The 13,656-nt window shown below is 72.9% G+C and carries 10 protein-coding genes; 7 read left to right on the forward strand and 3 right to left on the reverse strand.

Annotated features, from left to right (window positions below; all coding sequences use genetic code 11):
• The first annotated feature begins 81 nt into the window (after nucleotides 1-81).
• The 4 genes from JT362_RS03160 to JT362_RS03175 are packed head-to-tail and all read left to right on the forward strand — an operon-like array spanning nucleotide 82 to nucleotide 4,409.
• A complete protein-coding gene (locus tag JT362_RS03160) occupies nucleotides 82-1,365 on the forward strand; it encodes a CitMHS family transporter (protein ID WP_260189467.1) in 1,284 nt (427 codons plus the stop codon).
• An 8-nt stretch (nucleotides 1,366-1,373) separates the two neighbouring features.
• A complete protein-coding gene (locus tag JT362_RS03165) occupies nucleotides 1,374-2,645 on the forward strand; it encodes an acyclic terpene utilization AtuA family protein (RefSeq protein WP_260189468.1) in 1,272 nt (423 codons plus the stop codon).
• Nucleotides 2,632-2,934, forward strand: coding sequence for an AtuA-related protein (locus tag JT362_RS03170; protein ID WP_260189469.1), 303 nt, complete (start codon nucleotides 2,632-2,634; stop codon nucleotides 2,932-2,934). The genes JT362_RS03165 and JT362_RS03170 overlap by 14 nt, the downstream gene beginning before the upstream one ends.
• Nucleotides 2,931-4,409: a CocE/NonD family hydrolase gene (locus tag JT362_RS03175; protein WP_260189470.1), complete on the forward strand. Its 1,479-nt coding sequence runs from the start codon at nucleotides 2,931-2,933 to the stop codon at nucleotides 4,407-4,409. Before JT362_RS03170 ends, JT362_RS03175 begins: the two co-directional genes overlap by 4 nt.
• A gap of 41 nt (nucleotides 4,410-4,450) precedes the next feature.
• On the opposite strand, the gene JT362_RS03180 is transcribed toward JT362_RS03175, so the two are convergent.
• On the reverse strand, nucleotides 4,451-8,158 hold the full coding sequence (locus JT362_RS03180) for a S8 family serine peptidase (protein WP_260189471.1): 3,708 nt from the start codon (nucleotides 8,156-8,158) through the stop codon (nucleotides 4,451-4,453).
• A 110-nt stretch (nucleotides 8,159-8,268) separates the two neighbouring features.
• Between JT362_RS03180 and JT362_RS03185 the strand changes: the two genes are divergently transcribed.
• From JT362_RS03185 to JT362_RS03195, 3 genes are read left to right on the forward strand one after another with little or no spacing between them, the layout of a single operon-like run.
• On the forward strand, nucleotides 8,269-8,793 hold the full coding sequence (locus JT362_RS03185) for a PadR family transcriptional regulator (protein WP_260189472.1): 525 nt from the start codon (nucleotides 8,269-8,271) through the stop codon (nucleotides 8,791-8,793).
• Nucleotides 8,754-9,509, forward strand: a complete 756-nt coding sequence (locus tag JT362_RS03190) for an ABC transporter ATP-binding protein (protein WP_260189473.1) — start codon at nucleotides 8,754-8,756, stop codon at nucleotides 9,507-9,509. The genes JT362_RS03185 and JT362_RS03190 overlap by 40 nt, the downstream gene beginning before the upstream one ends.
• Before the next feature lies 1 nt (nucleotide 9,510).
• Nucleotides 9,511-11,292 (forward strand): FtsX-like permease family protein, encoded by a 1,782-nt coding sequence (locus JT362_RS03195; protein ID WP_260189474.1) that lies wholly within the window; start codon nucleotides 9,511-9,513, stop codon nucleotides 11,290-11,292.
• Between the two features lies 1 nt (nucleotide 11,293).
• Here the strand turns inward: JT362_RS03195 and JT362_RS03200 are convergent, their stop codons facing one another.
• Nucleotides 11,294-12,523 (reverse strand): phenylacetate--CoA ligase family protein, encoded by a 1,230-nt coding sequence (locus JT362_RS03200; RefSeq protein ID WP_260189475.1) that lies wholly within the window; start codon nucleotides 12,521-12,523, stop codon nucleotides 11,294-11,296.
• A 100-nt stretch (nucleotides 12,524-12,623) separates the two neighbouring features.
• Nucleotides 12,624-13,631 (reverse strand): TauD/TfdA family dioxygenase, encoded by a 1,008-nt coding sequence (locus JT362_RS03205; RefSeq protein ID WP_260189476.1) that lies wholly within the window; start codon nucleotides 13,629-13,631, stop codon nucleotides 12,624-12,626.
• Nucleotides 13,632-13,656: the final 25 nt, after the last annotated feature.

Consider the following 13,656-nt stretch of genomic DNA (forward strand, 5'->3'; position numbering starts at 1 on the left):
GCATCAATCTATCGGATACTGATGCTTGCCTGCGATGGCCAGTAGCCGGGATGGTGTGGTCCGGATCGCAGGAGGTCAAAGATGCTCGCCGCGAGTGGTTTCGTCACGATCGCCCTGTTCCTGGTCGCGGTGCTGTCCCGCCGGGTCTCGGTGCTCATCGCGCTCACCGCGCTCCCGGTGCTGGTCGCACTGGTCACCGGGCACGGCGGGCAGCTGGGCACACTGATCGCCGACGGCCTGGTCACGGTCGCCCCGGTCGCGATCATGATCACCTTCGCGGTGCTGTACTTCAGCCTGATGGTCGACGCCGGGCTGTTCGACCCGGCCGTCGCTCGGGTGCTGCGCTGGGCGAAGGGCGACCCGCTGAAGATCACCATCGGCACGGCGGTGCTGACGCTGCTCGTGGCACTGGACGGCGACGGCGCGTCCACGTTCCTGATCACCGTGTCCGCGCTGCTGCCGATCTACAAACGGCTCGGCATGCGCCGGCTCGTGCTCGCCGGCGTGATCTGCCTCGGCGCCGGCGTGATGAACCTGGTGCCGTGGGGCGGGCCGACCGCGCGGGCGATGGCTGCGCTGGACCTGTCCGCCGGCGAGGTGTTCGTGCCGGCGCTCCCCGCGATGGTGGCCGGCATCCTGTGGGTGCTCGTCGCGTCGTTCCTCATCGGACGGTCGGAGCGCAAACGGCTGGGCGTGATCGAGCTGGACGAGATCGTGCCGGCACCGCAACCCCGCGCGGGCTGGGACAGGTTCCGGTTCTGGTTCAACGTGGTGCTGACGCTCGCGCTGGTCGGCGTGCTGTTGGCCCAGCTGATGGACCTCGAGGTCGTGTTCGTGCTGGCGTTCGTCGTCGCGGTGATCGTGAACCGTCCTTCGTGGACCCAGCAGCAGGACCTGTTCGCCCGGCACGGCAACAACGTCGTGCTGGTCACCACGATGATCTTCGCGGCCGGGGTGTTCACCGGGATCCTCAACGGCGCCGGCATGATCGAGGCGATGGCGCGGTGGCTGGTCGGCGTCATCCCGGACGGTGCCGGTGGCGCGCTCCCGGTGCTCGTCGCGGTGACCAGCATGCCGCTGTCGCTGGTCTTCACGCCCGACGCGTACTACTTCGGGGTGCTGCCGGTGCTGGCGGAGACCACGACCGCCCTGGGCGGCGACCCGGCCGAGGTCGCGACCGCGGCCATCCTCGGGCAGATGACGACCGGCTTCCCGTTGTCGCCGCTGACCGCGTCCACGTTCATCCTGGTCGGCATGAGCGGGGTCGACCTGGGGGCGCACCAGCGGTTCATCTTCAAGTGGGCGTTCGGCACGACGCTGGTGATGACCGCCGTCGCGCTCGTGACCGGCGCCATCTCGTTCTAGGGGGACGTGTGCGGACCACCAGGATCGGCAGCGGGGCCGGCTTCTCCGGCGACCGGATCGAGCCGGCGGAGGACCTCCTGCGCCGGGCCGGGCTGGCGGACCTGGTGCTGGAGTGCCTCGGCGAGCGGACCGTCGCCCAGGCGCAGCAACGCAGGCTCGCCGACCCGTCGCTGGGCTACGAGCGGCGCCTGCCCGCCCGGTTCACCCGGCTGCTGCCGCTCGCGGCAGCGCACGGCGTGCGGGTGATCACGAACATGGGTGCGGCGAACCCGTTGGCGGCCGGGCGGGTCACGGTGTCCATCATGGACTCGCTCGGTCTGCGTGGCCGGGTCGCGGTGGTCACCGGCGACGACGTGCTGCCCGTCCTCGACCTGGACGCGCCCGCGTGGGAGACCGGCCGGCCGCTGCGCGAGCACGGTGAGATCGTGTCGGCGAACGCGTACCTCGGTGCGGACGCGCTGCTGCCCGCGCTGGCCGCGGACGTGGTGCTCACCGGCCGGGTGGCCGACCCGTCGCTGTTCCTCGCGCCGCTGGCGGACCGGCTCGGCTGGGACCTGGCCGACGTGCCCCTGGCCGCGGCGGGCACGCTGGTCGGGCACCTGCTGGAGTGCGCGGGCCAGCTCACCGGGGGCTACTTCGCCGACCCCGGTTTCCAGGACGTGCCGGACCTGGCCGAGCTGGGGTTCCCGTACGCGGACGTCGCCGCCGACGGCACCGCGGCGTTCGGCAAGCTCCCCGGCACCGGCGGGCTGCTGTCCCGGGCGACCGTGCGGGAGCAGCTGCTGTACGAGATCACCGACCCCGCCGCGTACCTGACCCCGGACGTCACGCTGGACGTGCGGGGCGTGCGGGTCACCGACGACGTGCGGGTCTCCGGCGCGCGCGGCGCCGCGCGCCCGGACACGCTGAAGGTGAGCGTCGGCTACCGCGCCGGGTCCAAGGTGGAGGCCGAGATCTCCTACGTCGGCCCGAACGCGGCCGCCCGCGGCGCGCTCGCCGCCGACATCGTCGCGCGCCGGCTGGCCGGCATGCCGGTGCGGGCCGAGGTGCTCGGCGGCGAGACCGACTGCCGGCTGCGGGTTGCGGCCATCGGCCACGACGGGTCGCTGCTGGACCGGGTCGCCGACGAGGTGGAGTCCCTGTACACCAACGGTCCCGCCGGCGGCGGCGGGTTCCGGGCACACGTCACCGAGGTCATCGGCATCGCGTCCACCACGATCCCGCGCGCGGCCACCCACCCCGAGGTCACCTTCCTGGAGGCGCCCGATGCTGCTGCATGAGCTGGCCCACTGCCGCGCGGGCGACAAGGGCAACACGGCCACCCTGTCGGTCTTCCCCCGCGCGGACGCCGACTACGCGCTGCTCGCCCGAGTCCTCACCGCGGAGCGGGTCCGGGCGCACCTGGCGGAGTTCGTCGCCGGCGAGGTCGTCCGGCACGAGCTGCCGGACCTGTGCGCCCTGCACTTCGTGTGCCACGAGATCGTCGACGGCGGGGTCACCACCTCGCTCGCGCTCGACACCCACGGCAAGTCGGTCAGTTCCCGCCTGCTCGCACTGGAGATCCAATGAAGGCGCTCGCGCTGGTGATGACGGCGACCCTGCTCACGCCGCCCACCCCGGCGGACGGTCCCGCCCCGCCCGACGACCCGTTCTTCGGCTACGACCGGCCGGCGACCTACGAGGTCCACGTCGCGCGGACCGAGGTGCCGGTGCGGGACGGCAGCCATCTGGCGTGCGACCTCCACCGGCCGGCGGACGCGGACGGAACGCCGGCGACCGGCCGGTTCCCGGTCATCGTCTACGACTACACCGCCTACGACGCGCTCGAACAGCTGGGTGAGGCGGCCCGGTTCTACGTGACCCGCGGGTACGTGGCGGCGGTGTGCAACGCGCGCGGCTCCGGCGACTCCCCCGGCCACCTCGACCCGTTCGGCCCACAGGAGCAGCGCGACAACTACGACCTCATCGAATGGCTCGGCGTCCAGCCGTGGTCGAACGGCCGGGTCGGGCAGATGGGTCTGAGCTACGGCGGCCACTCGACGCTCCTGGTCGCGGTGAACAAGCCGCCGCACCTGGCCGCGATCATCCCGGTCGACGGGATCAGCGACTGGTACGAGAACACCATCTACCGTGGCGGCATCTACTCCGCGCGCATCCGGGAGTGGCAACGGAACACCGCGCCGGACACGCTCGTCACGTACGCGGAGCACCCGCTGTACGACGACTTCTGGCGCGCCAGGAGCGTCAAGGCGCGGTGGTCGGACCTCGACGTGCCGACGCTCGAGGTCGCCGGCTGGTACGACCGGTACCGCGACGGCATGGTGCGGAACTTCCTGGCCCGCCAGGACAACGTGTGGCTGGTGGCCGGGCCGTGGGAGCACGGCTGGCCGGCCGGTCAGTACGCGGACATCGGCACCGGCGGGTTCCTGGCGTGGTGGGACCACTGGCTCGCCGGGCGGCCTGCTCCCCTGCCCGCCAAGAAGGTCACGTCGTTCGAGACCCCCGACGGCGGCTGGCACCAGTACGACGAATGGCCGCCCGGCGACACCCGCCGGCTGTCGTTCGCCAGGGACGGTGAGCTGAAGCCGGGCGGCATCCGCCCGATCCGGGCCAGCTACGAGGTGAACACCGACGAGGGCCCGCGCACGCCCGGCGAGGGGCTCGAGTTCCGCACCCGCCCGCTGCGGCACGACCTGGTCCTGGCGGGCGGCGTCGAGGCGACGATCCGCGCGGCCTTCCCGGCGACCGACGGCGCGCTCGCCGTGATCGTCGACGACGTCGCCCCGGACGGCACCCGGACGCGGGTCACCAACGGCTGGTTGAGGGCAAGCCACCGGTTCGGCCACGAACGAGCGGTTCCCGTCCGCCCTGGCGTCGGCTACGAGCTGGACGTCCACCTGTGGCCCACCCACCGCCGCGTGGCCGCCGGCCACCACCTGGAGGTCACCGTCGCGAGCGACGACTACCCGGAGATCGACTCCGACGCCCCACCCGGACGGGTCACGATCACCGGCGGCACGATCGAGATCACGACCACACGGTGAGGCGCCGGGGCCGGCGGGTGGTGCCGCCGGCCCCGGTTCGCTCAGTCGAGCTGGTACGCCCGGACGATCGTCTGCGTCAGGGTGTTGCCGTCCACATCGGACACCTTGGTCCGCAGGGAGGCGTAGCCGTCCCGAGGGTGGCGCACGGTGACCCGCCAGTGGTCGTGGTCGCGCCGGACCTTCGCCGGACGCCACGTCGCGCCGTCGTCGTAGGACACCTCCACCGCCACCGAAGTCACCTCGGTCGGGCCGTCCTGCCGCTCCACGTACACCGGGAAGGAGAACCGCCGGCCACCTGGCGCCCGGTTGCGCACGTCCACCGCCGGGTCGAAGCGGGCGGTCAGCATCGGCAGCGCCTTGCCCTCACCGGCCGACGAGGAGCGGAACGCCCACTCCGCGGTGACCACCGTGGACAGCGGCCAGGTGTCGCCGGACTGCCGCGCGTCGGCCACCACCCGGTAGGACGACGGCTCGTCCGGCACCGGGTACTCGACGAAATCGGTGACCGGGGAGGTGCCGAGCGCCGTGCCGTCCCGGTACACGGTGACCGAACCGGTGGCGTCGCTGAACGTGTCGACCATCCGTGGCCGGCCGGCCGCGTCACCGTACATCGGCACCTTGGCGCTGAGCAGCCCGTCGTCGCGCCAGGACCACGGGTGCGGGTCCTCGAGCAGATTGTTCCGCGTGGTGCCGCGCAGGGTCGGCCCGACCACGGCCTTGTTCCAGACGATCCGGGTGGGCGGCCGGTTGGCGGCGAGAGTCGCGGTGTCGGTCAGGTTGTACGGACCGGTGGTCCACAGCAGGTTCCAGTCCCCTGGGGTGAAGTACTCCACCCGTGCCTGCTGGGACGCCGTCCGCGCGACCAACCCGGTGCCGACCCAGGTGCCGAACAGTTCGCCGAACGCGCTGAACCCGGCCACGTTCGGCGCGTTGTCGTGGTAGACGGCACGCATGGTGGCGAGATCCTCGGTCCTCGGCCGGTAGGTGACCGGGCCGGTGACCTGTCGCTGGACGCCGTGGACCAGCTCGTAGCGCAGGTCGGTCGTCTCACGGCTGGCGTAGTCGACCACGGTCTCGCCGCGCTTGACCAGTTCGACCAGCCGGTCCACGGTGCCGTCGCCGTCGGCGTAGAAGGCCGGCACCGGCTCCTCTTCGACCGGGTCGGGTGGCAGCGGTTCGGCGCCCTGGTCGACGAACCGGATCATGGCCAGCTTGCCGCCCGCCTCGGCGATGTTGACGCCGCGCCGCAGCCACTCGTCCCGGCCGAGGTGCGGGTCGAACTCGATCACCACGAGCTTGCCCTCGGCGTCGATCTTCGCGAGGTCCTCGGGGGTGCCCGAGCCGCCGTAGACCGCGGTGAGCGCGGTCTGCTCGGTCGGCGGCGTGCCGTACAGCACCTGGAGGTTGACGTCGAACGGCTCACCGTCGTCGGCCACCAGCTCCAGCGCGGGCTCGGTGGCCCGGCGGCCGTGCGCGAGTGCGTAGTCGTCCGACGCGGTGCCCGGCAGGGTCGCCGCGTATATCGCCTCGAACCGCGCGTCACCACTGACGCCGAGCCCGGTCGTGCAGTCGCACGCCGCCACCCGGGACAGGACGTCGATCGCGTGGGACCCGCCACTCGCGTCCGGGTCGTCCGGTTCGGCGACGACCGGGTGACCGATCCGGGCGTCGAACACCTGGGTGACGTCCCGGTCCAGGGTCAGCTCGGGGTGGCTGATCACCGAGTACGACGGACTCTCGCCCGGAACCGCCGTGTTGATCGCGGCGTGTACGGCGTACCGGCCACGGGGCAGGGAGACCGACACGGCCACGAACCCGAAGTACACCTCACCGGACTCCAGGTCGACGACGATCAGGAGGGTTCGCCCGTCCTGCGCGGGTACGGCACCGGTGCGGTCCAGCATCGTCGCCGAGAGCGTGTACCGCTCCTCCTGCTGGTACACCGAGATCGCGGTCCGGGTGCGGACCGCGCCGGCGGCGTCGGCGGCGTCGGCGGCGACGAGCACGCCGGAGTAGGTCCCGGTCCGGTCCTGCGCGGTGACCGTGACCTCGACCGGCACGCTCCCGCCGGCCGGCACGGTCACGCCGTCCTCGGCCAGGGTGAGCAGTCCGGCCGGGGCGGGCTCGCCGTTCTCGTCGACCAGGTCGGCGCGCAACGCGAGGGTGACCGGGGTGTCGCCGGTGTTGGTCCAGGTGACCGTCCGGCGCTCCTGCGACCCGCTGTTCGGCCAGGGCAGGTACGCAGACACGGCGGCGGTGGCGACGACCGGGGTCGCGGTCGCCCGGTCCAGGTCGAGCCGGCCGGCGCCGACCTGGTACACCCCGGCGTCCGGTACCTCCCGCGCGCTGCTGACCAGGGCCGACTTCAGGGTGGACCCGGTCCAGTCCGGGTGCCGCTGGGCCAGGACCGCCGCCGCCGCGGCCACGTGCGGAGCCGCCATCGACGTGCCGTCGAGACTCTGGTAGCCGTCGCCGACCGGCTCGCCCAGGGGCGGCACACCGGCGGGCCGGGCCGCCACGATCGCCCCGCCCGGCGCGCTGATCTCGGGCTTGGCCGCCCCGTCCCCGAGGCGCGGGCCGCGGCTGGAGAACGGGCTCGGCTCGTCGCTCTTGGAGACGCTGCCGACGGTGAGCGCGTCGTCCGCGGTCGCCGGGGAGGCCACCGTCCGGTCCCCGCCGAAGTTGCCGGCGGCGATCACGAACAGCGTCCCGTACTCGCGGCTGAGCGTGTTCACCGCGAGCGACATCGGGTCCTGGCCGTCGGTGGGGTCGCTGCCCAGGCTCATGTTGACGACCTTCGCGCCGGATTCCGCCGCCGCCCAGCGCATCCCGGCGAGCACGCCGTCGGCGGTGCCCCAGCCGGTGTCGTCGAGCACCTTGCCGACCGCGAGTTCGACGTCCGGCGCCACGCCCCGGTACCGCCCGCCCGAGGCGGCGCCGGTACCGGTGATGATCGACGCGACGTGGGTGCCGTGCCCGTGCCCGTCCTCGACCCCGCCCGTTCCGGTGAAGTCCTTGCCGACCACGGTCTTGCCGGCCAGGTCAGGGTGGTCGGTGTCGATCCCGGAGTCCAGCACGGCGACCCGCACCCCGGACCCGGTCAGCCCGCGCTCCCAGGCCGCCGGCGCGCCGACCTGCGGCACGCTCTGCTCCAGGGTGGCGCGGACCCGCTTGTTCAACCAGACCCGGCGCACCCCGGCCGCGCCGCGGGCGGTGGGCTCGGTCAGCTCGTCGAAGAAGACCGAGGTGTCGTCCTTGTCCTGGTCCAGCGCCGTCAGGTCGAGGTCCGGCAGCGTCCGGCGCACCGTGGCGCCCGGCACCTCGGCCATGACACCGGCACTGGCGCCGGTGTACTCGACCAGCAGCGGCACCTCGTCGGTGTGCGCGTCGTCGTAGCGCTGCCGGACCAGCCCGGTGACGTTGAACAGTTCGCGGTCCAGCACGCCCCTGCTCAGCAGCGGGGCGGCGTCGCCTGGCACGACGTACCAGTCGCCGTCGTGCCAGTACTTCTGGAACGGCACAGCGTGGCCGCGCGGCGCGGGCTCGATCCGCAGCGGAGCCGACGGGCCGCTCCCCCACAGCTCCACCCGGTCCCCGCTGACCAGCGTCACCGAGACGGGCTCACCCCGGCCCGCGGTGGCGTCCGGTTGGGCCACCGCCCCCGGACCCACCGCGGTGACCATGCTCGCGGCCAGTGCGGCCGCCAGTACGGCCACCGCTCCACCACGCCGGAAATGTCGTCGCCCCACCAGATCTCCTTCGAGTCGGGAATGCCGACCCTCCTACGCGGCGAGCCCGGCCCGCGTTGCGTGCCCGCGCGAATTTGACAGCACGCACAGATAACCGTTATCCATATGCCGTGCAGGACGTCGTGCTGGCCATGCTGGCGAAGGAGCCGGCGCACGGGTACGAGCTGCGCGGCCGGATGCGGGCCGCGCTCGGCCCGCTCGGCGAGACGATGAACGCCGGGCAGATCTACGTGACGCTGACCCGGCTGGCGAAGGCGGGACTAATCACCTCGGAACGGGCCGATGGCCTGCCGGACCGGCCGGACCGCCGGGTCCACGCACTGACCCCGGCCGGGCAGGAACGGGTCACGTCCTGGTTGACCGAGGTGAGTTGGCCGAAGCCGGACCTGACGGAGTTCCACCTCAAGCTGGTGGCCGCCGCCACCGCCCGGCTGGCCGATCCCGTGGCACTGGTCGACGCCCAGCGGCGCGAGGTCATGCGCCGGCTGCGGGACGCCCAGCGGACCGCGCTGGACAGGTCGATGGACCCGGTCGCCGGGTTGCTGATGGAGGGCGTGGTGCTGCGGTTGCGGGCCGACCTGGAGTGGCTGGAGGCGTGCGAGCGCATGTGGACCACGCGGAAGGCGGGCGGGTGACCGAGTCGGTGCTCCGCGCACGGGGACTGACCAGGCGGTACGGCCGGGGTAGCGGAATGGTGCGTGCGGTCGACGAGGTCGACCTGTCCGTGCCGGCCGGAGAGTCGTTGGCGATCATGGGCCCGAGCGGCTGCGGCAAGTCCACCCTGCTGCACCTGCTGGGCGGCCTGCAACGTCCCACCGCGGGACGGGTGTGGCTGGCGGGCCGCCGGCTCGACACGATGAGCGAACGGTCCCTGGCCCGGCTGCGGCGGGACAGCGTCGGGTTCGTCTTCCAGTCCTTCCACCTCATGGACGAGCTGACCGCGGTGGAGAACGTCGAACTGGCCGCGTTGCTGGCCGGGCGGTCACCCCGCCAGGCCCGGCGCCGTGCCGGCTACCTGCTGGACCGGGTCGGGCTCGCCGACCGCGCCGACCACCTGCCCTCGGCGCTGTCCGGTGGCCAACGTCAGCGGGTGGCCGTCGCCCGCGCGCTGAGCAACGAGCCGCTCGTCGTGCTGGCCGACGAACCCACCGGCAACCTGGACAGCGCCGCCACGCTGGAGATCCTGCGGCTGTTCGAGGACCTGCGCACCGAGGGACAGACCCTCGTGGTGGTCACCCACGACAGCCGCATCGCCGCGATCGCCGACCGGATGATCACCATGCGGGACGGGGCGTTCGCCGACGACAGCCGGCTCGCCGTCACCGCCCCCGTGCACGGCGGATGGCGTTGACGTGGCCGGTCGCCTGCTGCTCGTGTGCCGGCTGCTGGTGCGGGACCTGCGCCGACGCCCGATCGAGACGATCCTGCTGGTGGTCGCCATCTCCGCCGCGACCGGCACGTTGACCCTCGGCCTCGCCCTCAACGACGTCGCCGACCGGCCGTACGAGCGGACCCGGGCCGCCACCGCCGGGCCGGACGTGGTGGCGCGGCCGCACACCACCGGTCAGCGGGCGCTGGCCGCCCTCGCACCGCTGACCACCTCGGCCGGCGTCACCGGCCACAGTGGACCGTATCCGGTGGCGTTCCTGGTGATGACGGCCCACGGCAGGACCGTGCACACCGTCGTCGAGGGCCGGGACACCGCGCCGGCGCGGGTCGACCGGCCCGTGGTGACCGAAGGCACCTGGGTCCGCCCCGGCGGCGTGGTCGTCGAACGCGCCTTCGCCGACGCCCTCGGCGTGCGCGCAGGCGACGAGGTCGGCGTCGACGGCCGCCGGCTGCGGGTGCTCGGCACCGCGGTCACCACCGCCCGGCCCACGTATCCGTACGCGGGATGGATCGACCCGGACAGCGCGCTGGTCGAACGCGGCGGCCTGGTCTGGGTCCACCGCGCGGACATCGCAACACTCGCCGGTGCGCGGCCGCTGTCGTACACCCTGAACCTCGAGCTGGCCGACCCGGACGCCGGTGCGGCGTTCGTCGACTCGGCGACCACGCTCCACGCCGGCGAGCTCAGCACCTGGCAGGGCATCGCCGAGCAGGACGGCAGGCTGGTCGCCGACGCGCGGGAGGCGTTGCTGGTCGGCAGCTGGCTGCTCGCCGCCCTCTCGATCGCCGGCGTCACCGGCGTCGTCGCGGGCCGGGTGGTCGGCAGGCGCCGCCGGGTCGGGTTGCTCAAGGCCGTCGGCGCCGGGCCCGCCATGGTCGCCGTCGTCCACCTCGCCGAGTACCTGGTGATCGGGCTCGCCGCCGCCGGCATCGGACTGGCCGCCGGCCTGCTCGCCGCACCCGCGCTGATCCGGCCCAGCGCCGGGCTCCTCGGCGTCGTCGACACCCGACCGCCCGCGTTGTCCACGGTGGTGGCGGCGGTGTCGCTCGCCGTCGTGATCGCCACGGCGGCGACCCTGGTCCCGGTGGTGCGGGCCGCCTTCGCCAGTACCATCCACGCGCTGGCCGACGCCGCCACGCCGCCGAGACGCCGCCGGTGGCGCGTCCGGCTGTCCCGCCGGCTGCCCGTCACCCTGCTGATCGGGATCCGGGTCAACGCCCGCAGGCCGCGCCGCGCCAGGCTGGTCACGGTGAACACCCTGATCACCACGACCGTGCTCGTCGCCGTGCTGATGAACCACGCGCAGGACGAGCCGTTCGATCTCGGCTACACCGACCTCGTCGACCCCAGGGCCGAACGGACCGACCAGGCACTGCTCGTCCTCACCGTCGTGCTGGGCGTCCTCGCGCTCCTCAACGCCGTCGTCACCACCTGGACGGCGGTCCTCGACGCCCGGCGGCCGCTGGCCGTCGCGCGCACGCTCGGCGCCACGCCCGCGCAGGCCGGTCTGGGCCTCGGCGTGGCGCAACTGCTCCCCGCCATCCCCGGCGTCGCCGCCGGGATCCCGGTCGGCCTCGGGCTGTACACGATCGTCGGTCCCGGCGAACTCCGGTACCCACCCGACTCCTGGTTGCTCGCCACCGCACTCGGGGTCCTGCTCGTCGGCGCCGCGCTCACCGCGGTCCCCGCGATGGTCGCCGCACGACGTCCGGTCGCGGACGCCCTGGGGTCCACGCCGGCCTGACTCACAGCACGCGGTGGTCGAACACGCGCTGGGTCTTGCGTTCGCTCCTCGGCAGCGAGCCGGGCTCGACGACCTCGACGCCGATCCGCAGGCCGACCTTGTCGCGCAGCCTGCGTTCCAGCTCGCCGGCGACGCTCCGGTCGTCGGCCTCCACCCGGACGGTGAGGCTGTCCCGGCCCGCGGCGTCCCGGTCCACGTGCGCCTGGAACTCCGGGCCGACACCCTCCAGGTCGGCCAGCACGGTGTCGACCTGCATCGGCAGGAAGATGACGCCGCGGACCTTGATCTGGTCGTCGGACCGGCCGCGGATCCGTCCGATGCGCGGGTACGGGCTGCCGCAGGGGCAGGGCTCCGCGTACAGGTGGGTCAGGTCCCGGGTGCGGTACCGGATCAGCGGGGTGGCCTCCTTGTACGGCGTGGTCACCACCAGCTCGCCCGGGGTGCCGGCGGGCACCGGCTCGAGCGTGTCCGGGTCGATGACCTCCACGTGGAAGTGGTCGGTCCAGACGTGGATGCCGTCGTGCCGTTCGCATTCCACGCCGACGCCGCCGCCCCACAGCTCGGTCAGCCCGTACAGGTCGAACGTCCGCACGCCGAGCAGCGACTCGATCCGCGTGCGGGTGGCCTCACCCCACCGTTCCGAGCCGGTGAGCGCGACCCGCAACGACAGCTCGGAGCGCAGGTCGCGCCGGGCGACCAGTTCCGCGAGCAGCACGGCGAACGAGGAGGTGGCCCACAGCACGGTGCCGTCCAGCTCCCGCAACAGGTCAAGCTGCGTCTCGGTGTTGCCCGGACCGGTCGGCACGACCATCGCGCCCAGCCGCTCGATGCCGGACTGGAACCCGGTGCCGGCGGCCCACATCCCGTAGCCGACCGCGACCTGCACCCGGTCGTGCGGGGTCACCCCGGCGTACCGCAGGCACCGGGCCACCATCTCGGTCCAGTCCTCGACGTCGCGGGCGGTGTACGCGCAGATGGTGCGGCGTCCGGTGGTGCCGGTGGAGGCGTGCACCCGCACGACCCGCTCGGCCGGCACGGCGGCGTAGTCCAGTACCGGCGTCTCCCTGATCTCGGCCTTGGTGGTGAACGGCAGCTTGGCCAGGTCCTCCGGTTCGGCGATGTCCGCCGGCCGCACGCCGGCCGCGTCGAGCTTGTCGCGCAGGTACGCCGATCCGGACGTGACCCGCTCGAGCATCGCGCGCAGGGCGGCGGGATCCACCGGTGCCGTCATCTGTCCACCATCCCGTTCGTCGGTAGTCGCGCGGTCACGATACGCAGTCCCCGTGGCCGCGCGGTCCGGAGCAGCGCGCTGCGCCGGATGACGCAGTGGCTCAGTCGCCCACCCGCCCGGGGACGCCCTCGAGCCACCGGTCGGCGAACCGGTCGGCGGTCGCCTGGTCCCGGAAGCCGTAGGTCTTGAGCAGCCAGCGGGTCCTGGCTCGTTCCGGGTCGTTGATCTCGACGTGCTCGCGGCTGTGCAGCCCGTCCTGGTTGGCGAAGGTGAACAGGTCGCCGGTGCGGATGCGGTGCCGGACCTTCTCGGTACGCACCAACGCGTTCTTCAGTGCGATCAACGCGTCCTTGGCCTCCGGCGGGGCGTCCTCGGTGACCGTGGTGTGCGTGTCGACGTACCGCACGCTGTGCTCGCCGTAGAAGACGGCGTGGTTGTCCGAGACGGTCAGCGCGTTGTTCCGGTCCCGGGACAGCACGTCGAACGGGGTGTAGAAGTACGGCTGGCGCAGCGTGTGCCGTTCCCGCTCGGTGAGCGCCGCGAGCAGGTCCGGCCCGGACACGAATCCGGTGTAGGTGATGTCCTCTTCCGGACAGCGCATGCCGAGCAGGGTGATGTAGTCGGCGCGCACCGGGTGGGCGGTGCGGTCGTTGTGGAAGGCCAGTTCCCCGTCGCTGTAGCCGGTCTGCTTTCCCCGGTACCGGTCGATCGCGATCACGTCGATGAAGAAGTCGCCGTTGAACCGCGACCCGTAGGACAGCAGCGGCGTGCCGACCAGGTGCCCGAAGAGTTGGAGGAACGACTCGGCGACGAACGTGGTCTTCTTGGCGTACTTGTCCGCGAGCGGGTCGCGTTGGTCCAGAAGAGGGATGTTCTCGTCGAGAGGGCAGTTGCGCAACGCGTGGGCGAACGCGGCGCCGGTCTCGCGTTCCTTGCGAATCCGGTCGGTCACCTCGATCAGCGCACTCGGCACCTCCTCGCGGCGAACCAACCCGGCGACCTCGCCGGAGAAGGCGATCGGGTCTCGGTAGGGGTGGGCGCCCACCGTGCGCAGCAGCGCGCTCAGCTCGTCGCGTTCGGCGTCGGTGAAGGCGTGTGACAGCAACATGCGACCTCGGGGGGATGTCGAAGTG

Source organism: Actinophytocola gossypii (genome assembly GCF_025165815.1).
Taxonomy (GTDB): domain Bacteria; phylum Actinomycetota; class Actinomycetes; order Mycobacteriales; family Pseudonocardiaceae; genus Actinophytocola; species Actinophytocola gossypii.